The organism is Tabrizicola sp. TH137, assembly GCF_002855575.1.
Classification (GTDB): Bacteria; Pseudomonadota; Alphaproteobacteria; order Rhodobacterales; family Rhodobacteraceae; genus Paragemmobacter.
Genome location: NZ_PKRQ01000008.1, coordinates 73428 through 95286 on the forward strand (window position 1 = coordinate 73428; position 21859 = coordinate 95286).

A 21859-nucleotide genomic window follows, 5' to 3' on the forward strand; every position below is an offset into this window, starting at 1 on the left:
GGGCATGATGCAGGTCACCGTCACCACCCGCACCCGCAGCAGCAGCATTGCCGGCTATGCCGCCATCGCCCTGATCGTGATCGGGCTGGCCTTGCCTGCCTTCGCCTCGCGCAGCCTGATACAGGACCTGTTCTTCATTCTGACCATGCTCACGCTGGCGCAGTTGTGGAACCTGATCGCGGGATATGGCGGGATGGTCAGCGTCGGGCAGCAGGCCTTTGTCGGGATCGGGGCCTATGCGATGTTCGCGGGCGTGATCCTGTGGGGGATGGACCCCGTTCCCGCCATACTTCTGGGAGGTGTGGCAGGGTTCCTGCTGGCCATACCGATGGCCTTTTTCGCCTTCCGTCTGCAAGGCGCGTATTTCGCCATCGGGACATGGGTGATCGCCGAGGTGACGCGCCTGATCATCGCGCAGTGGAAGACGCTGGGCGGCGGGACGGGCACCAGCCTGCCGCGCGAGGCGACGTCGGACATCATGGGTGTGGAGGCCATCGCCCAGCTTTTCGGCCTGCGCGATGCGGCGGCGCGGGACGTGCTGGCCTATTGGCTGGCACTCCTGCTGGCTGTCGGGACGATGGCCGCGATCTATGCGTTGCTGCGATCGCGCACGGGGTTGGCGCTGGCAGCGGTGCGCGACAATGACAACGCGGCGCAGTCGGTGGGGGTGGATGCGCGGCGGGTGAAATGGATGGTCTTTCTGGCCGCCGCCACGATGACCGGCCTTGTCGGCGCACTGATCTATGTGCAGACGGCGCGGATCAGCCCGGATGCCGCCTTCAGCGTGACCACATGGACGGCCTATGTCATCTTCATCGCGGTGATCGGCGGCATAGGCCGGCTTGAGGGACCGATCCTCGGCGTCCTTGTCTTCTGGGGGTTGCAGACGGCCTTTTCCGACTATGGATCGTGGTATCTGCTTGCCCTCGGGCTGATCGCCATCGCTGTCATGCTGCTTGCCCCGCGTGGCCTTTGGGGCCTGATCGCGGACCGATGGGGCATCGCCCTTTTCCCTGTTCAACGACGCCTGATCCTTGAAGGAACCCGCCATGGCTGACATCACGACCGACGTCCTTATCATCGGCACCGGCCCCGCCGGAAGCGCGACCGCCGCGCTCCTTTCGTCCTACGGGGTGGCCAATGTGGTGGTGAACCGCTACCGCTGGCTGGCCAATACGCCCCGCGCCCATATCACCAACCAGCGCACGATGGAGGTGCTGCGCGACCTCGGCCACGAGGTGGAAGAGGAGGCGATGAAGCACGCCACCCATCAGGAATTGATGGGCAACAACGTGTTCTGCGTGTCGCTGGCGGGCGAGGAGCTGGGGCGGATGCAGAGCTGGGGGACGAGCCCGGAAAGCAAGGCGCGGCACCTGCGCGCCTCGCCTTGCGAGATGAACGACCTGCCGCAGACCTATATGGAGCCGATCCTCTTCACCACCGCTTGCAAGCGGGGCACGCAGGCGCGGATGAGCACCGAATACCTGTCGCATGTGCAGGATGCCGAAGGGGTGACGACCACATGCCGCGACCGGCTGACAGGCAAGGACATCACGATCAAGTCGAAGTATCTTGTGGGGGCGGATGGCGGCAATTCGCTGGTCGCGGAACATGCCGGGCTGCCCTTCGAAGGCAAGATGGGCGTGGGCGGCAGCATGAACATCCTGTTTCGGGCCGACCTGTCGCGCTATGTCGCGCATCGGCCATCGGTTCTGTACTGGGTGATGCAGCCGGGGGCGAATGTCGGCGGGATCGGCATGGGCCTTGTCCGCATGGTGCGGCCGTGGAACGAATGGCTGATCGTCTGGGGCTATGACATCAGCCAGCCCGCGCCGGAGGTGACGCCGGAATTCGCCACCTCGGTCGCGCGGCAACTGGTGGGCGTGCCCGATCTGGAGATCGAGCTTCTGGGAGCCAACACCTGGACGGTGAACAACTGCTTTGCCACGCATATGCAGAAGGACCGCGTCTTCATCATGGGCGACGCGGCGCATCGGCATCCACCGTCGAACGGGTTGGGGTCCAACACCTCGATCCAGGACGGGTTCAATCTGGCCTGGAAGCTGGCCGCGGTGATCAAGGGTAAGGCCGGGCCGAAACTGCTGGACAGTTACAGCGCCGAGCGCGCGCCTGTGGCGCGGCAGATCGTGACGCGGGCGAACCAGTCCATCGCGGAATTCGGGCCTATCTTCGAGGCCCTGGGGATGGATGGCGGCGTGGATCATGACCGGATCGAACGCAGCATGGCCGCCCGATGCGACGCAACGGGGGCGGGCGAGAAGCAGCGGGCCGCGTTGCGGAAGGCGATCGACTTCAAGGTCTATGAATTCGATTGCCACGGGGTGGAGATGAATCAGCGCTATGCCTCGGGTGCCGTTGTCGCGGAGGGACAGACGCCCCCCGCGGCGAATGCCGACATGGAGCTATACTACCAGCCCACCACCTTTCCCGGTGCGCGGATGCCGCATGCCTGGGTCTATGACCGCAAGGGGGGCAAGCATTCCACGCTGGACCTGTGCGGGAAAGGGCAGTTCACGCTGATCACCGGGATCGGGGGCAGGGCCTGGCGCGCGGCAGCAGAGGCTGCCGCGTGGGATCTGGCACTGCCCATTCGCATCGTGACCATCGGGCCGCGCGCCGATTTCGAGGATCATGTGGGCGATTGGGACAGGGTCCGCGAGATCGGGGATGGCGGCTGCGTCCTTGTCCGTCCGGATCAGCACGTCGCCTTTCGCAGTCTTGGGTCGTCGACCACGGCCGAGGCCACGCTTGCCGGCGCCTTGCGCGCCATTCTGGGACATTGACCATGAGCAACACCGAAAACGGGTTCTTCACCGAGGCGACCTCGGCCGAGGTCGTCATCTCGCGCAATTCCAAGGCGAGGGATGCGCGGCTTGCCGAGGTGATGGCCGTGATCATCCGCCACCTGCACGCAGCGGTGAAAGAGATCGAGCCGACCGAAGCGGAATGGTTCGAGGCGATACGGTTCCTTACGGCGACAGGCCATATGTGCAACGATTGGCGGCAGGAGTTCATCCTGTTGTCGGATGTCCTGGGCGTGTCGATGCTGGTCGATGCGATCAACAACCGCAAACCTTCTGGCGCGTCGGAAAGCACTGTGCTGGGCCCGTTCCATGTGGCCGATGCGCCGGAACTGCCGATGGGGGCGGATATCTGTCTGGATCAGAAAGGCGATCCGATGCTGGTGCGGGGAACGATCCGATCCACCGACGGCAGGCCGCTGGCAGGGGCGAAGATCGACGTCTGGCAAGCCAATGACGAAGGATTCTACGATGTGCAGCAGAAGGGCATCCAGCCCGATTTCAACCTGCGCGGCGTGTTCCGGACAGGGGTGGACGGGCGCTACTGGTTCAAAGGGGTGAAGCCGAAGTTCTATCCGATTCCCGATGACGGGCCGGTGGGCAAGCTTCTGGCGGCGCTGGGGCGGCATCCCTATCGGCCGGCGCATCTGCATTATATCCTGGAGGCGGCGGGGCATGACCGGTTGGTCACGCATATCTTTGATCCGGACGATCCCTATATCGCGTCGGATGCGGTGTTCGGGGTCAAGGAAAGCCTTCTGGCGAAGTTCGACCTGATCGAGGATGAGGCGGCGATCCGGGCGGCGGGGTTCGACCGGCCCTTCTATCTGGTGGAACACGATTTCATTCTGGCGCAGAGCGCCTGATCAAGGTCAGGCCAGGGCGCGGGCGAAGAGGGCGGCAAGCCTTGCCTGACCGGCGCGGTAGTCGTCCATCCCCCGGACCGAGGTCTTCAGGCCCTTTATCGCGGTCATGATCGTGGCGGCAACGTCATGGGCCGTGCCAAGGCCCGGCGGGATCGGGCGACGGGCGAGCCAGTCACCCAGAAGCTGCACCATTCTGGCTTCGCCGGCGCTGGCAAGATCGCCGGTGACGGAGAAACCGGCATCCATGAGTTCTTCGCCATGGGCCGTGGTGAGCACCGCTTCCATGAATTTGCCATCCTTGGCGATGAAGGCGGCGAGCAGCGCCTGTTCAAGGCTCTGGCCCGGCCGTTCGAGAGCAGCGCCCATGTCGCGCAGCGCCTCGTCGAAGTAGCGGATGGCAAGGGAGCGGAAGATGTCTTCCTTGTTGCGGAAATGCAGGTAGAGGGTGCTGCGTGAAATCCCGGCGCCCTTGGCGATGTCGTCCATCGCGGTGCGGCGGTAGCCATAGGTTGCGAATGCGCGAAAGGCGGCGTCGAGGATCACGTCCAGACGTTCCGTCACCGTCACGGGGGGAGGCGCTGCTTCGGCCATAGGGACACCCTGACAAACATCCTCCAGATTGTCAATTGACATCCTGACATTTCAAGATCATTTTGTCAGAAAGCAGAGGAGAGTCGGATGCCCATTACCCTCACCGTGAACGGTCGCCCCGAAACGCTTGACCTGCCACCCGAGATGCCGCTGCTTTGGGCGCTGCGGGACGGGCTGAACCTGACCGGGACGAAGTTCGGCTGCGGGGTGGCCGCTTGCGGGGCCTGCACCGTGCATGTGGACGGGCAGGCGGTGCGGTCCTGCCAGACGCCGCTTGGCGATGTGGCAGGGGCGAGCGTGACGACGATCGAGGGTCTGGGGAGCCCGGCAGCGCTGCACGCCGTGCAGGCCGCCTGGCTGGAGGGGCAAGTGGCGCAATGCGGCTATTGCCAGTCCGGGCAGATCATGCAGGCGGCGGCCTTGCTTTCGGCCAATCCCGCGCCGACGGACGCCGAAATTGACGAGGCGATGTCGGGCAACCTGTGCCGCTGCGGCACCTATCCCCGCATCCGCGCCGCCGTGCAGGATGCCGCCCGCCGTTTGCAGGAGGTGTGATCATGGCCCGCCTGATGAAGATCGCCCGTCGCGGGTTCCTTTTCGGATCGGTGGCCCTGATGGGCGGCGTGGCCTTCGGCTGGTGGCGCTATGCCACGCCGCATGGCAACCCGTTGGAAACAGGGCTGGCGGCGGGCGAGGTGACGCTCAATCCCTATGTGTTGATTGATCAGAACGGGGTCACCGTGATCGCGCCACGGGCCGAGATGGGACAGGGGATTCACACCACCCTCGCCGCTCTGGTTGCCGAGGAGATGGATCTGGACTGGTCAGACATCCGCGTGCTGCATGGCCCCGCCTCGGCCGCCTATTACAACGCTGCCGTCCTGCAGGAGGGCGTCCCCTTCGCCCCGACGGATACGGGCTGGCTGGCGGAAACGGTGCGCGCCGGGATGGACATTCCGGCGAAGTTCCTTGGCTTTCAGATCACGGGCGGCTCTTCCTCCATCCCGGATGCGTTCGACAAGATGCGCCTGGCCGGGGCGGGTGCCCGGGCCGCGCTGGTGGCTGCGGCGGCGGCACGGCTGGGGGTGCCGGGTGACCAGCTTTCCACCGAGGCGGGCCATGTGATTGCCCCCGATGGCACCCGCATCCCTTATGCCGATCTTGCCGCCGATGCTGCCGGGGTGGAGCTTGAGCAGGAGCCGATGCTCCGCCCAAAATCCGAGTGGAAGCTTCTGGGCCGAACGCTGCCGCGCATCGACATGCCGGGAAAGGTCACCGGGACGACGACATTCGCGATCGACCTGCGCCTGCCGGGAATGCGCTTTGCCACCGTGCGCAGCAATCCGCGTCAGGGGGCACCGCTGCTGTCCTTCGATGCCAGTGCCGCGGAGGCGATGCCGGGGGTGGAACGCATCATCCCGGTCGAGAACGGCATCGCCGTGGTTGCCACCAACACCTGGGTTGCGATGCAGGCGGCGGAGGCGATCACCTTTGACTGGGCGCCAGCCCCCTACCCTGCCACCAGCGCCGAGATCGACGCCGTTCTTGCTGCAAGTTTCACCGAAGAGCGGCGTGACAGCATCAACCGCAACGATGGCGATGTGGATGCCGTGCTGACGGAAGATGACTGGCAGGCGGAGTATTCCGTCCCATACCTTGCCCATGCCACGATGGAGCCGATGTCGAGCGCCGCACTGTTGAAGGATGGGCGCCTGACGATCTGGACCGGGCATCAGCTTCCTTCGCAGATCCTGCCCGAGGCGGCTGGCCTGACCGGGTTGCCGCAAGAGGCGATCAGCGTCGAGGTGTTGCCGATGGGTGGCGGCTTCGGGCGGCGGGCCGAGATGGACGTGATCCGCCAGGTCGTCACTATCGCAAAGGCGATGGAGGGGACGCCTGTCCTTCTGACCTGGAGCCGGGAAGAGGACATGACCCATGACGGCTATCGCCCTGCCGCCCGCGCCAAGGTGCGCGCAAGGCTGGAGGGGGACCGTCTGACGGCCTTCGATTTCGCAACCTGTTCCTCTTCGGTCGTGGAAAGTCAGGTCGGGCGGTTGGGCTATAGCGTGCCGGGGCCGGATGGGGCCATCGTACAGGGTGCCTGGGAGCAGCCCTATCGGATCACCAACCACCGTGTCACGGGATACCGTGCCCCGGCGATGGTGCCGGTGGGAAGCTGGCGGTCGGTCGGGGCCTCGCAGAACGCGTTCTTTCACGAAACGGCGATGGATGAGCTGGCCGTGAAGGCGGGGGTTGATCCTGTGGCCTTCCGCCTGTCGATGATCGACCACGCCCCTTCGCGCGCGGTGATCGAGGCGGTGGCCGAAATGTCCGGCTGGGGCAGCAATGCACCCGGCCGCGCCAAGGGTTTTGCCTTCTGCCTGTCCTTCGGCGTGCCTTGTGCAGAGGTGATCGAGGTGGAAGAAACCTCCGCAGGCCTGCGCATGACGGGCGCCTGGGCAGCGGCGGATGTCGGGACGGCCCTTGATCCGGGAAATCTGGAAGCGCAGGTGCAGGGGGCAATGATCTATGGCCTTTCTGCCGCGATCCGGGGCGAGATCACGATTGCAGATGGGCAGGCAGAACAGCGGAACTTCTGGGATTACGAACCGCTGCGCCTGTCGCAATGCCCGCCCATCGCGGTCCGCGTGCTGGAAAATCTGGGGCATATCCGGGGGATCGGAGAGCCCGGCACGCCGCCCGCCGCGCCGGCCCTTGGCAATGCGATCTTCGCGCTGACGGGGCAACGGCTGCGGGACCTGCCCTTCGCGCGCAGCGTGACCTTCGCCTGAGGCCGGGCCTGCCGGGGCGGGGCATGATCCCCTGCCCCGCCCCGGTTCAGGTGATGCGCCTGATGCTTTCGGTGATCTCGTCCCAGTCGAAGACGCGCTTCCAATCGTCCTTCATCAGGACCGGGATTCCGAACTGGATCGCCTTGTTGCAGGCATCGGAGAAGACGCCGACCCGTTCTTCGAAGATCACGGCACCGAGGATGTTCATGTGCCCAAGAAGGAAATCGCGGGCACAGTCATGGCTGACGCCGGAGCGGCGGACGCATTCGTCCATCGCCTCTCGCATGATCGTCATGAGGGAAGCGGCGACCGTTTCCGAAAGCCCAGGTTCAAGCATCGCCATCTGCGCCACCGTCACCTCATGGCTGCGCATCACCGGGGCGTAGATCGCCCGCGCGATCGCCTCGCCCATCGCATAATGTTCCCTCGGGCCTTGCATGAGGGCGCAGACGATGGCCTGTTTTGCAGCAATGCCGCCGAAATGATCGGCCTTCGCTTCGGGCGTGACCTCGTCGTTGTAGATGGGAGGATGGCAGGGATGGGTGATGAAATAAGTGATGTCGGCGCGTTCCGGCAGATGCCCTGCATAGGGCGCGGCCGCATCAAGGATGACGACAATCGTCCCGGGCCTGAGCTTTGGCACAATTTCCGCAGCGACACGCCCGATATGGGTATCCGGCACGGCAAGGATTACGGCATCCGCGTCTGCGATGGCCATTTCCGGCGCGACGCAGTCCACACCATAGGCTTCCTTCACCCGTTGCTGGCCTGCGGCGCTGACCTCGACATGCGATACGACGAAATCCGTCTTCGCAAGGTTTGTGGAAAGCCGCATCCCCATCTTTCCACCCGCTCCGAACAGGGCGATCCTTGTCATTTGGGCTTTCTCCTTCGACGGGTTGCAGGCCAACTGGTATGATCTCATAATAACCCCCGGTCAAGGCGAGCCGCGGGAATGGCCGGAAGGGAACGGCATGACGCAATCGGACGGGTCCGAACCCTGGGTCGGCTGGCTGGGCGATGACTTCACCGGGGCGGCGGCCGTCATGGAAGTGCTGGCCTTTGCCGGGGTATCGGCCGTTCTTTTCACCGAAATCCCGTCTCGCGGATTGGCAGAGCGATTTGCAGGCGCGCGGGGCATCGGCCTTGCCACCACGGCACGAAGCCAACCCCCGGACGTCATGCAAGAGACGCTTGCCCCGGCCTTTGCATGGCTTGCGGCGCTGTCGCCGACGATCCTGCATTACAAGCTTTGTTCAACTTTCGATTCAGCGCCGCATCTTGGCAGCATCGGCCGCGCTATCGAGATCGGACTGAACCACCGTCAGGCCCGCGCCGTGCCTCTGGTGACTGCGGCACCGCAGATGCGGCGCTACCAGGCCTTCGGCCATCTCTTTGCGGGCACAACTGACGGGGTCTTCCGGCTGGATCGTCACCCTGTGATGGCCCGCCATCCGGCCACGCCGATGCGGGAGTCTGATCTGCTGCACCATCTGGCGGAGCAGACCGACCTGCCCTCTGCATTGATCGACCTGCCGACGCTTTTGGCAGGGTGTGAGCCGACCCTTGCCGCGCGGCTGGCTGAAGGTGCGCGGATTCTTTCGCTCGACATGCTGGATGACAGATCCGAGGCGGCGGTGGGCCGCCTGCTCTGGCAAAATCGCGGCGACTTTGGTCTCGTCGCGGGGAGTCAGGGCGTGGAATATGCGCTGGTTCGTCACTGGCAGGAGACCGGCCTGATCCCGCCCGCGCCGCCGCCGCCCTCTGCCGGTGCGGTGGAGCGGATCGCGGCGGTTTCAGGCTCTGTCTCGCTGATCACGGCGTCTCAGATCGCCTGGGCAGGGGCGCATGGGTTCGCTCTCATTCCTTTCGAGGCCTGTGCTGCCTGTGCAGCGCCCGATGCGCTGGCCGATGCGGAGGTGCAGGCGATTACCGCCGCCCTGACGGCCGCGGCGGCCGGGCAAAGCCCGCTTATCTACACCGCACTCGGCCCGGACGACCCTGCCGTTGCCCGGTTCGGGGCTGCGCTTACGGCGACCTGCCTTGCGCCGGATCGGGTTCATGCGCGGCTTGGCGCGGCGCTTGGGCGTGTGCTGGCGGCAACGCTCGCGCAGGGGCGGCTGCGACGCGCCGTCATCTCGGGTGGCGACACGTCCAGCCATGCCTTGCGCGAACTGGGATTGCAGGCCCTGACGGCGCTGGCTCCAACCATACCCGGTGCCGCGCTTTGCAAGGGCCATGGCCAAGGCCCGCACGACGGGTTGGAGATCGCGCTGAAAGGCGGGCAGATGGGAACGGAGGATTACTTCGGCTGGGTCCGTGCCGGGGGTGGACCCAGAACCTGACGCGAGATCGGAACTGGAGGCGGCCTTGGCATCTGCCCCCTTGGCGCGGCGGGCCAGACCTGCTTCACATGCGGGTCAGGAAGGCCTGCAAGGATGCCCGCGATGACATGGACGATGCCCCCCGAGACTGCCGAGCAGGATCGCATCTGGATGGCCTTTCCCCGAGAGGGCCAGACACTTGGCGCCGAAATGGCGGCGCGCGAGGCTGGCTATGCCGCCTGGACGGCCGTCGCCCATGCAATTGCCGAATTTCAGCCCGTGTCGATGATCGTCGATCCGACGGAAATGGCCCGTGCGCGCCGCATGGTCGGTGCCGGGGTGGAGTTGATCGAGCGGGAGATTGACGACTTCTGGCTACGCGATTCCGGCCCCACCTTCGTGCATGCGGCGGACGGGTCACTGGCGGCGGTGGACTGGATCTTCAACGGATGGGGCGGCGGCGATTGGACGAGCGCCACGCATGACCGTGGCCTTGCGGCCTTCATCGCCGGGCTGGTCGGTTGTCCGGTGATTACCTCGCTGCTGGTGAATGAAGGGGGAGGCATTCATGTGGATGGGCGGGGAACGGTGCTTCTGACGGAAACCGTGCAGCTTGATCCGAACCGCAACCCCCATGCCGACAAGGCGCGGGTCGAGGCCGAAATGGCACGGACCCTTGGCATCGGCAAGGCGATCTGGCTGCCTTGCGGCCTTGCGCGCGACTACGAGCCCTTCGGAACGCGCGGGCATGTCGATATCGTCGCCACCTTTCCAAGCCCCGGAAGGGTGCTGGTGCATCAGCAGCGGGATGCCGGCCATCCTGACCATGCCACCATGTCGGATATCCGGGCCCTGCTGGCGGAGGCCACGGATGCCAGCGGGTCGCGGCTGGAGATCATCGACTTGCCCGCGCCCGCAACCCTGACCGATGCGGAGGGCTTTGTTGACTGGTCCTATGTGAACCACCTTGTCCTCAATGACGCAGTCATCGCCTGTGCCTTCGGCGAGGCGATGGCCGACGCCCGGGCGGCGGAAATCCTTGCCGAGGCCTATCCCGGCCGCCGCATCGTGCCGATGGATGCGCGCGAGCTTTTCGCGCGGGGCGGAGGCGTGCATTGCATCACGCAGCAGCAGCCGAAGCCACGCCAATGAACATCGTCGAAGCCAGCCTGAACGATCTGCGTGCCGCACTGGAGGCGGGCGATGTCACTTCGGTTTCGCTGACCGCGGCATATCTTTCGCGCATCGCGGCGCTGGACAGGCATGGGCCGAGGCTGAATGCCGTTCCGGTCCTGAATCCGGATATGTTCGACGAGGCCCGCGCTTCGGATTTGCGACGGGCCGAGGGCAGGCCCATCGGCCCGCTGGATGGCATCCCCTACACGGCGAAGGACAGCTACAAGGTGAGGGGGTTGACCGTGGCCTCCGGCTCGCCTGCCTTTGCAGATCTTGTGGCCGGGGAGGACGCCTTTGCCATTGCCCGGCTGAGGGCGGCGGGGGCCGTGCTGATCGGGCTGACGAACATGCCGCCGATGGCGAATGGCGGGATGCAGCGAGGGGTCTATGGGCGGGCGGAAAGTCCCTACAACGCGGATTTCCTGACGGCGGCCTATGCCTCGGGCTCTTCGAACGGATCGGGTTCGGCGACGGGGGCTAGCTTTGCCGCCTTCGGGCTGGGCGAGGAAACGTGGTCATCGGGGCGCGCGCCGGCGGCGAATAACGGGCTGTGCGCCTATACGCCGTCGCGCGGTGTGATCTCGGTCCGGGGAAACTGGCCGTTGGTGCCGACGATGGATGTGGTCGTGCCGCATACGCGGCGGATGGCGGACATGCTGGCGCTTCTGGATGTCATCGTGGCGGATGACCCTGAAACGAGGGGCGACCTGTGGCGACGCCAGACCTGGGTTGCGATCCCCAAGGCTTCGGATATCCGCCCGCGGTCCTATCCTGCGCTGGCTGATGGGGCGACGCTGAAGGGAAAGCGGATCGCGGTGCCTGCCATGTATATCAACGCCGATCCCCTTGCGGGGACAGGCGATACCCCGGGGATCGGGGGGCCGACGGGAGCGCGGATCCGGACGCGGGCCTCGATCCTAGCGCTGTGGGAACAGGCCCGGGCGGCGATGGAGGCGGCCGGTGCGACCGTGGTCGTCACCGATTTCCCGGTGATTACCAATTACGAAGGTGACCGACCGGGTGCCCCGACGATCCGAACGCGCGGGCTTGTCCCCCCGGCATATTTCAAGCGTGAGATCATGGATCTTTCCGTCTGGTCCTGGGACGATTTCCTGGCGGCCAACGGTGACAGCGCGCTGAGCCGACTTGCGCAGGTGGATGGCAGGCTGATCTTTCCGCGGCCGAAGGGCGCGCTTCCTGACCGGTATGACGGTTTTGACGACGACATAGCCACCTATCCCGACCATGCGAGGGCGAACCCGGTGGAGGATTTTCGCAGCATCCCGCATCTTGCCGAAGGTCTGCGCGGGCTGGAGGAAACCCGGCGTGTCGATCTGGAGAACTGGATGGATGCCCATGCGCTGGACGCGGTGGTGTTTCCTGCCGTGGCAGATATCGGCCCTGCGGATGCGGATGTGAACCCGGAGTCCTTCGAAAAGGCCTGGGCGAATGGAGTCTGGGTGGCCAATGGCAATCTGGCCATCCGTCACCTGGGCATTCCGACGGTGACGGTTCCCATGGGGATCATGGCCGATACCGGGATGCCTGCGGGTCTGACCTTCGCCGGGCGGGGATGGGACGACACTGCGCTGCTGCAACTCGCCTGCGCTTTCGAGGCGACGGGCGATTACCGCCGCGCCCCGCCGCGAACCCCGGAACTGACGGGCCTGCCCGTTGCGCGGCCAGTGCCGTCGGGGGCCAGTCGGCCGACCCTGACCATCAGCCGCACGGTGTTGGATGACGGGCGCGAGCGGCTGGTTCTCCGCTGGCACTCGGACGCGGCGCTGATCCATCTGTCGGTGAATGGCGTGGCGGTGGCTTTTGCGGATGGCGAAACCACCACGCTGACCCTGGCGCGCAACAAACATGTCCACAGCGAGTGGCAACCGCCTTACGGCCCGCTTGCGATTGCCCTCTTCGACGATGGAACGGCTGCCTTCGCGGAAGGATGAGGAGGGTTGCAGGAGTAATCCCTGATCCCCGCCCTCCCTCGAACAGGCCGGGCGGCAATGGATTCAGATGAAGGGCCCGAGGTGAGAGTGGCGCGGCCTAGCGGCGGCGAACCGAATTGCCACCTGCGATGATGCGGTTGATAAGGTTTGCGGCCGCGATATGCATGTCTTCCAGCCCGTCGCCGGGTGGCGCCAGTTCATGCGCGGCAGCAGCATCCTGTAGAATGCCCATGATCTCACGCTCGGGCAGGATGTTTCGATCGTTCAGCGCCAGAAGAAGCGATTCGCAAATTGCGAGGGCGGCATGGCCAGCAGCGTCCGGTATGGCGGTCATGGGGTTTCGACTTTCACGGGTTTTTCTTTTATCCTGAGGCATCGTCGCATGAAAATCGGCTTTCGGGCTGATCTGCATCAGCCTTGGACCCGGTCATTTGCTGAACATGGGCGGGTAGCTCGATACGTCCGGCGTCACAATGCGGAAAGCTTGGCCATGAAGGAACTGACCACCGTTCTATCAGTTCAGGATAGCCCCTTTGCGCGCAAGCTTTCGGCCTTTGTGAGCCTTACGCATGAAGACCTGGTCGTGATGTCCGACCTGTATCGGCGGCGGCGGCATTTCGCAGTCGGCAGTGACATGATCCATCAAGGCCAGACGGGCCAGTGCGCCTATGTGCTCGCCTCGGGGTGGGCCTCGTCCTACAAGATTCTGGTCGATGGCACGCGCCAGATCGTCGATTTCCAGATTCCCGGAGATTTCATCGGACTCAGATCCATCCTTTTCCGGACATCGGACCACAATGTGGAACCGATCACGCCGGTCCAAGCCTCGGAAGTGCAGCAGCGTGACCTGCTGGACGCCTTCACCCGAACGCCGCGCCTGGCGACGGCCGTCCTCTGGGCTGCTTCGCGGGATGAGGCGATGGTCGTGGAACATCTGGTCGATCTGGGCAGACGGTCTGCTTCGGTCCGGATGGCGCATTTCCTGCTGGAACTGGGGTCGCGGCTGCGGCTGGTCGGACTTGCGAACCGCGACGGATATGACTGCCCGCTTTCGCAGTATCTTCTTGCAGACGCGCTTGGCTTGAGCGCCGTGCATGTCAACCGCGTGCTGCGTGAATTGCGCGAGACCGGACTCGTTACGTTTCAGCGCGGCCGGGTGGTCTTTGACGATTATGACGCTCTGGTCGAGTTCGCGGGCTTTGACCGGGATTATCTGGATCAGGAAGGCCCGCTGCTGACCTGAGGATCGCTCCGCCCGCTGCCACAGAGGGCTGTACGCACCCATTCGCATCGGAGAGAGTCCCCTCGCCCGATGCGGGACGGCCCCGCCCTTGCTGCCCTTGGCAGGGGGGCGGTGCGCTGTCGCGCCGCGCCTGCGGATCGCGCTTCCTGCGCCATTTCTTCTTGCCAACCTGCCTGAGGTGTTTACGCTTTGCCAAGGCAGGGGGAAACGCCATGACAGATCAGCGCGACCCTCTGGATGCAGAGGCATTTCACCGGACATCGACGCTTTTCCTTGAAAAGAGCAAGGTTCTGGCCCCTGAGGCGGTCGAGGAACTTGCACAGGACATTGTCCGCCGCCTGTCTGGCATGAAGCGCACCCCGAATGTTGCACCCGACGATCTTGCGCCGGCATCCCGAATCGCCGCGTTCTGCGATGCGCTGGTTCAACCGACGCCTTCTGCCGCGCTGTCCTTCATCCTGGACCGGCAGGCGGAGGGGGCGGATCGTCACGTTCTTCTTTACGGCTACCTTGCCGGGGCCGCCCGGATGCTGGGCGCCCGCTGGGATGCGGACGAGAACAGCTTCTATGACGTGATCCACGGGACAGGCCATCTTTACGCCCTGATGCGCGCCCTCTGGCCTGACAGGGAGCGGGAGGGCGGGTCCGCCTTCAACCGCCGCAACGCCCTTTTTGCCCTGGTGCCGGGCGAAACCCACAGCTTTGGCGTGACAGTGGCAGCAGAGACCTTCCGCGAGGCGGGATGGAGGATCGACCTCCAGATCGGGCTAGACCAGGAAGCCTTGGTCCAGCATGTCCGCCTAACGGAACCTGCGATCATCGGCTTGTCCCTCAGCACGCAGGACCGGCTGGCGGCGCTGATCCGGCTGGTGGTCGCACTGCGTCTGGTCCGACCGCAGGCCATCATCGGCGTGGCCCCGGCAATCGACATGTCGGGTGATGTGCTGCACCGGGTTGTCGATATCGACGCCGTGTTTCGCGATGCGCGTGCGGCGGTGCGGGATCTGGACTGGATGCTTCAGCTTAGGGTCTGACCGTTCATCGGCTGGACGACGCAGCGGACCGGGGCCCTTGATTGGGCCGCGATTCTGATCGGGCAGAAGACGGGTCAGCCCTTCCCGGACAAGAGGAGGCGGACTTCCGGCGGCAAGGATGGTTGCGGACGATAGGCGCGCAGCTTGTCGCGCAGCACCCCGGAAAAGATGGGGGGGAAATTTGCGGGCGGATTGAGCGCAAAGGCCAGGGCGGCGGAGAGTCCATTCTGCGCCTTCTCATCCAGGAACCTGCGCAAAAGCCATCGCACCCGAATTTCGGCAAGATGCTGTTGCAGGGCCGTCCGGGCGCCAGCGTCCATGTCCGGATTGCGGAGATTTTCTTCGCAGGCGGCCATCAGGGCGGCAAGGTCGCCTGTCCGGTGGCGACCGGAAAGAGACCCCTCGCGCACCAGCGCGACATAGCCGCAGCGATGCGACACCAGAAAACGCGCACCCGCAGCAAGCATGCGGACGTAGAGATCGAAATCCTCGCCCAACCAGAGGTCCTCGTTGAAGCGCAGGCCGTGGCGGGTAAGGAAATCCCGCGAAAGCACGGGCTTCAGAAAGCCCAGTTCGCCACGATCGCCCCGTCCGGACCGCTGAAGATTGCCGACGGCGAAGGTGGCAAGATCGAGTTTCCGGATATGGGTATCGGCTGTCGGCACCCCTGAAAGAGGCTGAGAGGCGAGGCGTTCCGGCACGAAAGCGATGTTGTCGGCGATCATCTCCCAGTCGGAGATGGCGAAAAGAGACTGAAACCGGCCCGGCAGCAGGTAATCATCCGCGTCGAGAATGGCGATATAGGGCGACTGGCTTGCCGCGATCGCCCTGTTTCGCCCGGCGGATGGCCCGAGATTGGTATCGTTCCGCAGGACTGTCAGCCGGGCGTCGCCCTTGGCGGCCTCGCGTGCCGCAGGGCCAGTGGCATCGGTAGAGGCGTCATCGACGACGACGACTTCTGCAACTTCCGGCTGATCCAATGCCGAGCTGACCGCTTGCGCGATGGTCGCCGATGCATTCCTGGCGGTGATGACGACGCAAACCGACGCTGTCACTTCTGCTGCCTTCCATCCGGGCGGGACCGGGATTTGCACCGGCACATGCGATTTGCGGGTTAATGGCTTCTGCGCATGGCCGGGTCAAGACATGGTTTGGGGCCAGTCCCGGCGGTTCCGATCCGGCGACCCGTCTGTCAGGCCAAGAGGCTTAGCGCCGTCTGTTCATCCGTGATCAGGGTGGTCGGGGAAACCGTCTTCATTGCAGCCATCAAGGCGATGCGCTTTTCCTTGCCGCCCGAGATGAGAACCCGTTCCGGGCAGCGGCGAAGGTCGTTCAGATCGGCAGAGATCACCCTCTCGTTCACCTCGTGGCTGACCGGCGTCCCATCTTCGGAAATGAAATTGTAGAGGACATCGCCAACCGCCCCAGCCTCGATCAGCGAGCGGCGGTCCGCCTCGGTGATATAGCCGGTGCGATAGCTGGTGGTGAGCGTCGAGATGCCACCGACGGAGAGCAAGGCGACATCCAGGTTGCTTGCCATTTCGAAGATCGCGGAGAGACCGCAGCGTTCGAGCAGCGCATGTTTGGTTTCGGGACTGTCTACCACAGCCGGGGCGGGGATCAGGAACCCTTCGCCCTGGAAGAGTTCGGCGAATTGCCAGGCGAATTCCGCAGGGTTGAAGCGGCGGGCGGCCGCAATCCCGCCGAGCAGAGAGACCACACGAAAGTTTTCGAGCGTTTCGCCACTGATGAAGGGTAGTGAATTGTAGAGGGTACGACCCCAACCCACCCCGACTGTCATGCCGGATTTCATCAGCCCCGAAACGAAGCTTCCGGCCGCAGCGGCGATGACGCGGACCGGATCTTCCTCGGGATCGGCGAAGGGGGCGACGATCACGCGGTTGATGCCATAGGCCGTTTCGATGCGCCGCTCCAGATCAGTGAGTTCCGCGAGCGGCGCAGAGACGGTGACGCGCACCTCATTTCGGCGGCGGGCGTCGGCGAGGAGGCGCACCACCATGACCCGGTTTATCCCGAGCTGCTGGGCGATGTCGTTCTGGGTGATCCCCTCGACATGATACAGCCAGACCGCGCGGGCGCGCAGCCTGTCTGCCTCACTTTGCGCAGCGGTGGCCTGCCGTCCAGCCTGCATGAGCCTTCCTCGGTCTTGGCCCTGTCATCCGCTTACCGCCTACATCAAGAGATGGCGCACAAGGATACGAGCGACACGGTCAGGGCATTCCAGCTGCGGAACATGACCCGCATCCGCCAAAAGGTGAAGAGCGAAATCGCCGGTGATCGACAGGGCCTGTCGCCAAGGGAGGATATGGTCGCTGCGCCCCCAGAGGATCGCGGTCGGGATTTCCAGCCGGGACAGGGCCGGACGCAGATCGAAGGGCTGGACACCGTCGGGGAAGAGGATTTCGGCCAGCTCGGCCTGGAAGGCGCGCAGGGCCGGATCAGCCCGCAGACGCATTGCCGCGCGGGCATAGTCGTCGCTGATCCCGTCGGGCGTTGCGGTCAGACGGCGAAGCCAGGGTGCCAGGCTTTCGGCGCGGGTCGCACGGGTGATGCCGGTCAGCGCCTGCGCGTCGATTTCGGGGCCAAGTCCTGCGGGCGCGATGAGCGCGAGCGACCGGATGCGCCGGGCGCGGATGTCGGCAGCGGCAAGAGCCAGAGCACCGCCGAGCGAATGACCCAGAAGATCGACCTTGTCATGGCCGCGCGTTACGTCGTCCAAAGCCTCGACCACCATGCGGGCCAGTTCGGCGAAACTGCCGAGCCTGCGGCGCGGGGAACGGCCGTGGCCAGGCAGGTCGATACGGATCAGCGGCCGATCGGCCCCAAGTGCCTTTTCGAGCGGGGCCCAGCTTTGGCTGTCGGCCGTGAAGCCATGGATCAGGACCAGCGGAACACCGGTCCCCTTGCGGCTGGAGACATGGAGGGGGCCGGGCTGTGCCGACCAGGCCCCTGCCCCGGGCGATGCAAGGGCCGGAGCCTCGACGCGGTGGGCCAGAAAGGCAGCGACATCGTCGCGCTGGATACGCCCGCGCGGGCCGGTGCCGGGAACCTCTTCAAGGGTGATGCCGGAGGCACGGGCCGCAGCGCGGGCGGCAGGGGTGGCGCGCAGGCCCGGTGCGACGGCGGGATCGGCCTGAGGAATGGCAGCCGGATGCGCCGTTGCTGTGGGCACCGGTTCCACTGTCTTTGCGACCGGCGCTTCGGGTTCGGGTGCTGCGGTCGTCTGGATCGGCGTTTCTGCGACGGTTTCGCCTTCGGCATAGATCAGGGCAACGACGGTGCCGACCGCGACCATGTCACCCGGCTGGGCCGTGACGGACAGGAGGCGACCGGAGGCGGGGGATTCCACCTCCATCGCAGCCTTGTCCGTTTCGATGTCGAACAGCGGCGCGCCCTTTGCGACAGTCTCGCCCTCGGCGACATGCCACGTGGCAAGCTTGCCATGGGACATGTCCATGTCCACCTTGGGCAGGATCACTTCGACCGGCATGGATCAGACCTCGCGCCGGGCGAGACGGCGGGCGGCGGCTTCTATGGTTTCGACCTGCGGCACGGCGGCGCGTTCCAGATCGGGGTTGTAAGGCACAGGTGCATCGGCTGCACCAAGACGGAGGATCGGCGCATCGAGATGGTCGAAGGCATCACTTTCGGCAACCATCGCGCTGATCTCGGCCCCAACGCCGAAGGCCTTTACCCCTTCATAGACCACCATCAGCCGCCCGGTCTTGCGCACCGAGGCAAGGATCGTCTCTGCGTCGATCGGACGGATGGAGCGCAGGTCGATCACCTCGGCGCTGATCCCTTCGGCGGCGAGCCGTTCGGCGGCTTCGAGCGCACGGTGCACCATGATGGAACCGGCAACGATGGTCAGATCCGTACCCGACCGGCGCACCAGGGCCTTTCCGATGGGGGTAAGGTAGCTGCCTTCGGGAACGTGACCCTTCATCTTGTAGAGCAGCTTGTGCTCGAAGATCATCACAGGGTCGGGATCGGCCAGCGCGGAGAGAAGCATGCCCTTGGCATCTTCCGGCGTCGCCGGCTGGAGGACCTTGAGCCCCGGAACATGGCCGAACCAGGCCTCGATGGATTGGGAATGCTGCGCGGCCGCCCCGGTGCCGGACCCGGCAGGAAGGCGGAAGACGACGGGGACCGAAGCCTCGCCCCCGAGCATGTAGCGCAGCTTGGCGGCCTGATTGACGATCTGCTCCATCGCCAACATCGCGAAATCCGAGAACTGGAATTCGTAGATCGGCTTGAGCCCGGTCAGCGCCGCCCCGACCGCCACGCCGGCCCCCCCCAGTTCCGAGATCGGCGTATCCATCACGCGATCCGGACCGAAGCGATCCACAAGGTCCAGCGTGACCTGGAAGGCGCCGCCATAGACACCGATATCTTCGCCCATGAGGATGACGGTGGGATCGTTTTCCATGGCGATGGCCATCGCCTCGCGGATGGCTTCGGAATAGGACAGGACCCGGAGGCCGGTCTCGGTCATGGCGTTCATGTCAGTTCTCCGCGTAGACATAGCGGGTCACGTCGCCAATCGCGGGGGCGGGACTGGATTTCGCGAAGGCGATGCCTGCCTCGACCTCGGCCATTGCCTCGGCGGCGACGGCATCGGCTGCCGCTTCGTCGAGGATGCCATGGGCGATCAGTTCGGAACGGAAACGCGCGATGGGATCGCGGGTCATCCATTCCTCGATCTCTTCCTTTGTCCGATACCGGTTGCGATCAGACTTGGAATGGCCCCGCCAGCGGTAGGTGACGTTTTCCACGAGGCTGGGCCCGTCACCGGCGCGGGCACGGACGATGGCAGCATGAACCGCCTCGGCCACGGCAGAGAAGTCGTTTCCATCCACAGTGATGCCGGGCATTGAATAGGCGCTGGCCCGGTCGGCGATGTGGCGCACCGCAGTCGAGCGCGTCACGGCGGTGGACATGCCGTAGCCGTTGTTTTCACAAACGAAGATGACCGGGAGTTTCCAGACGGAGGCCATGTTCAGCGCTTCGTGGAAGGCACCTTCATTATTGGCGCCATCGCCAAAGAAGCAGACCGTGACATCGTCGCGGCCAAGCCGTTTCGCAGTCAGGGCCGCGCCCACGGCGATGGGCAGGCCCCCACCCACAATGCCATTGGCACCCAGATTGCCGGTGCGGACATCAGCGATATGCATGGAGCCGCCGCGCCCGTGGCAGTACCCCGTCTCCTTGCCGAAGAATTCGGCGAACATCCGGCCCACATCGGCCCCCTTCGCGATGCAATGGCCATGCCCGCGATGGGTTGAGGTGATCTTGTCCGCATCCGTCAATTCCATGCAGGTGGCCATCGCGCTGGCCTCCTGTCCGATGGAGAGGTGCATCGTCCCGTGGATCAGGCCGCGCATATAGCTGTCTTCGGCCCCTTCCTCGAAGCGGCGGATCAGATACATGCGGCGCAGCGCTTCGCGCAGTTGAGCGGGAGCATAGGTCCGGATGGCGAAAGGCCGGTTGTCGGTGGCGGGGGCGTCCGATGTCATCAGGCCAGCCCCAGCATCTTGTCCTGCCGCGCCCGGAGCGCGGCGATCCGGCTGTCGGCGGGCAGGGCCGTGTTGGCCGTCGTGATCAACTCACCCTTGCGGATCGGCGCTGTGACCCGCCCTCCGGCCAGCAGGCCACAGGGGATGGCTGCGGCCTGGCGGGCCTCTTCCACCGTCATGATCCAGGCTCGGTAGCAGTATTCACCGATCTGGTCGAGCGTATCGCCCACCGCGATGTCTTTCTTGGCAACGGCGCAGACCTCGGCCACGGGGCGATCCAGCGGCACCATGTCGGCCTTGCCGTAAAGGACGGCGCGCGCGCAGGTGAGCGGCACTTCCAGCGAGGTCAGGTGATAGGGGCGGAAGAAGGTGAAGTAGGGCCCCTTGCCCATCTTCAGATCCTCCATCCGCTCCCAGATGCGGGGATGATCCATCTCGGCCACGACAAAGACGCCGGGCGCGACCCCTTTGCCGATGGTGTAGTCAACCCGACCTTCACCGGAAGACAGCACGCCCCCAGCAGATTCCGGGATCAGCACGCGGTTCAGCTCGTCGCGCGCGGCGGCCGGTCCATGCATCCCCGGCTTGTCGGGGATGAGACCGGTGGCGTTGGCGATGGCTGCCATCTCGACCATGGTCTTCGAACCGTCCACGAATTCCACCAGCATCCGGGGGTTCATGTGGCGGCGGATCGCTTCTTCGGTATAGGCGTCCGGCGTGGCATCTATGTTGAGAGGGTTGTTCTTGCCCTTTCCGGCCGAGACGATTCGATGGCCCATGGCCGAGACAAACTCGATCAGTTCCATACAGGAGGACGGTTCGTCGCCCGCACCCAGGGAATAGACGACGCCAAGCCGTTCGGCCTCGGACCGAAGATAGGCGCCGATGGTGACATCGGCCTCGACATTCATCATCACAAGATGCTTGCCGCGTTCCATCGCGCGCAGGCCGATCTCGGCACCCACGGCAGGGACGCCGGTCGCATCGACAACCACGTCGATCAGCCCCGCGTCGAGGAGGGCATCGACATTGTCGGTAACGGCCACCTTGCCCTTCTCCATCGCGGCGGATGCCGCATCGGCGGTGGAGACCTCCTGCACGCGGTCCCTGTTCCCATAGGCGATTTCCACGGACTTTGCCGCTGCGCCCGGCTTCAACTCGCTGATGGCGCCGATCTCGATTCCCGTCATATGGGCGACCCGGCTGACGATATCGGTGCCCATTTCACCCGCGCCGACCAGCCCGATCCGAATCGGTTTCCCGGTTGCTGCCCTGGCGGCGAGGTCTCGGGCCAGTCCCGTAAGGGCGACATTGGTGGGCATGGGCGATCTCCTGCGAGCGTTTCAGAGACCGTAGATGAACTATTGTTTTTCTGTCAATCAAGAGTTCACGCCGCACCGCAGCAAATCCACGACGAAATTGTCGTTGACAGGTCGCCGGACCTGAACACACTATGGGTTTGCGAAACGAAAGTTCACGCAACGCTGTGAGCGCTGTCAATGCGTCCTGAGGAGACCGCAGA

At 64.8% G+C, this 21859-nt stretch carries 19 protein-coding genes; 10 read left to right on the forward strand and 9 right to left on the reverse strand.

Features of this window, described 5'->3' with window-relative positions; genetic code table 11:
* Positions 1-4: 4 nt before the first annotated feature.
* The 3 genes from C0V75_RS20020 to C0V75_RS20030 are packed head-to-tail and all read left to right on the forward strand — an operon-like array spanning position 5 to position 3688.
* A complete protein-coding gene (locus tag C0V75_RS20020; protein ID WP_216821485.1) occupies positions 5-1057 on the forward strand; it encodes a branched-chain amino acid ABC transporter permease in 1053 nt (350 codons plus the stop codon).
* Positions 1050-2804 (forward strand): FAD-dependent monooxygenase, encoded by a 1755-nt coding sequence (locus C0V75_RS20025; RefSeq protein WP_101922761.1) that lies wholly within the window; start codon positions 1050-1052, stop codon positions 2802-2804. The genes C0V75_RS20020 and C0V75_RS20025 overlap by 8 nt, the downstream gene beginning before the upstream one ends.
* Before the next feature lie 2 nt (positions 2805-2806).
* The gene (locus tag C0V75_RS20030) at positions 2807-3688 is read left to right on the forward strand and encodes an intradiol ring-cleavage dioxygenase (protein WP_101922762.1); all 882 of its coding nucleotides are present in this window, start codon (positions 2807-2809) and stop codon (positions 3686-3688) included.
* Positions 3689-3694: 6 nt separating this feature from the next.
* Here the strand turns inward: C0V75_RS20030 and C0V75_RS20035 are convergent, their stop codons facing one another.
* The gene (locus C0V75_RS20035) at positions 3695-4279 is read right to left on the reverse strand and encodes a TetR/AcrR family transcriptional regulator (RefSeq protein WP_158241898.1); all 585 of its coding nucleotides are present in this window, start codon (positions 4277-4279) and stop codon (positions 3695-3697) included.
* A gap of 87 nt (positions 4280-4366) precedes the next feature.
* Here C0V75_RS20035 and C0V75_RS20040 point away from each other — a divergent pair, with 87 nt between their 5' ends.
* Positions 4367-4834: a (2Fe-2S)-binding protein gene (locus tag C0V75_RS20040; RefSeq protein ID WP_173861110.1), complete on the forward strand. Its 468-nt coding sequence runs from the start codon at positions 4367-4369 to the stop codon at positions 4832-4834.
* A gap of 2 nt (positions 4835-4836) precedes the next feature.
* Positions 4837-7071, forward strand: coding sequence for a molybdopterin cofactor-binding domain-containing protein (locus tag C0V75_RS20045; protein ID WP_101922764.1), 2235 nt, complete (start codon positions 4837-4839; stop codon positions 7069-7071).
* Between the two features lie 46 nt (positions 7072-7117).
* Here the strand turns inward: C0V75_RS20045 and C0V75_RS20050 are convergent, their stop codons facing one another.
* Complete coding sequence (locus C0V75_RS20050) at positions 7118-7948, reverse strand: phosphogluconate dehydrogenase C-terminal domain-containing protein (protein ID WP_101922765.1); 831 nt, start codon at positions 7946-7948, stop codon at positions 7118-7120.
* Positions 7949-8045: 97 nt separating this feature from the next.
* Between C0V75_RS20050 and C0V75_RS20055 the strand changes: the two genes are divergently transcribed.
* From C0V75_RS20055 to C0V75_RS20065, 3 genes are all read left to right on the forward strand, one after another.
* On the forward strand, positions 8046-9416 hold the full coding sequence (locus C0V75_RS20055) for a four-carbon acid sugar kinase family protein (RefSeq protein WP_101922766.1): 1371 nt from the start codon (positions 8046-8048) through the stop codon (positions 9414-9416).
* Between the two features lie 102 nt (positions 9417-9518).
* Positions 9519-10547 carry an agmatine/peptidylarginine deiminase gene (locus tag C0V75_RS20060; RefSeq protein WP_101922767.1) on the forward strand — a complete coding sequence of 343 codons (1029 nt, stop codon included), beginning with the start codon at positions 9519-9521 and terminating at the stop codon, positions 10545-10547.
* On the forward strand, positions 10544-12523 hold the full coding sequence (locus C0V75_RS20065) for an amidase (protein ID WP_101922768.1): 1980 nt from the start codon (positions 10544-10546) through the stop codon (positions 12521-12523). Before C0V75_RS20060 ends, C0V75_RS20065 begins: the two co-directional genes overlap by 4 nt.
* A gap of 97 nt (positions 12524-12620) precedes the next feature.
* Here C0V75_RS20065 and C0V75_RS20070 read toward each other — a convergent pair whose 3' ends face one another.
* The gene (locus C0V75_RS20070; RefSeq protein ID WP_101922769.1) at positions 12621-12857 is read right to left on the reverse strand and encodes a hypothetical protein; all 237 of its coding nucleotides are present in this window, start codon (positions 12855-12857) and stop codon (positions 12621-12623) included.
* A 156-nt stretch (positions 12858-13013) separates the two neighbouring features.
* On the opposite strand from C0V75_RS20070, the gene C0V75_RS20075 reads away from it, so the two are divergent.
* Both C0V75_RS20075 and C0V75_RS20080 read left to right on the forward strand, forming a co-directional pair.
* Entirely contained in the window at positions 13014-13766 is a 753-nt protein-coding gene (locus C0V75_RS20075; protein ID WP_101922770.1) for a Crp/Fnr family transcriptional regulator, read from the forward strand.
* 212 nt (positions 13767-13978) lie between these two features.
* Positions 13979-14800 carry a B12-binding domain-containing protein gene (locus C0V75_RS20080; protein WP_101922771.1) on the forward strand — a complete coding sequence of 274 codons (822 nt, stop codon included), beginning with the start codon at positions 13979-13981 and terminating at the stop codon, positions 14798-14800.
* A gap of 74 nt (positions 14801-14874) precedes the next feature.
* Here the strand turns inward: C0V75_RS20080 and C0V75_RS20085 are convergent, their stop codons facing one another.
* The 6 genes from C0V75_RS20085 to C0V75_RS20110 form a co-directional block, all read right to left on the reverse strand.
* On the reverse strand, positions 14875-15855 hold the full coding sequence (locus tag C0V75_RS20085; RefSeq protein WP_101922772.1) for a glycosyltransferase family 2 protein: 981 nt from the start codon (positions 15853-15855) through the stop codon (positions 14875-14877).
* A gap of 137 nt (positions 15856-15992) precedes the next feature.
* A complete protein-coding gene (locus C0V75_RS20090; RefSeq protein WP_101922773.1) occupies positions 15993-16952 on the reverse strand; it encodes a sugar-binding transcriptional regulator in 960 nt (319 codons plus the stop codon).
* A 39-nt stretch (positions 16953-16991) separates the two neighbouring features.
* On the reverse strand, positions 16992-18311 hold the full coding sequence (locus C0V75_RS20095) for an acetoin dehydrogenase dihydrolipoyllysine-residue acetyltransferase subunit (RefSeq protein WP_101922774.1): 1320 nt from the start codon (positions 18309-18311) through the stop codon (positions 16992-16994).
* A gap of 3 nt (positions 18312-18314) precedes the next feature.
* The gene (locus C0V75_RS20100) at positions 18315-19325 is read right to left on the reverse strand and encodes an alpha-ketoacid dehydrogenase subunit beta (protein ID WP_101922775.1); all 1011 of its coding nucleotides are present in this window, start codon (positions 19323-19325) and stop codon (positions 18315-18317) included.
* A gap of 1 nt (position 19326) precedes the next feature.
* The gene (locus C0V75_RS20105) at positions 19327-20337 is read right to left on the reverse strand and encodes a thiamine pyrophosphate-dependent dehydrogenase E1 component subunit alpha (RefSeq protein ID WP_101922776.1); all 1011 of its coding nucleotides are present in this window, start codon (positions 20335-20337) and stop codon (positions 19327-19329) included.
* The gene (locus C0V75_RS20110) at positions 20337-21659 is read right to left on the reverse strand and encodes an NAD(P)H-dependent oxidoreductase (protein ID WP_101922777.1); all 1323 of its coding nucleotides are present in this window, start codon (positions 21657-21659) and stop codon (positions 20337-20339) included. The genes C0V75_RS20105 and C0V75_RS20110 overlap by 1 nt, the downstream gene beginning before the upstream one ends.
* Between the last annotated feature and the right edge of the window lie 200 nt (positions 21660-21859).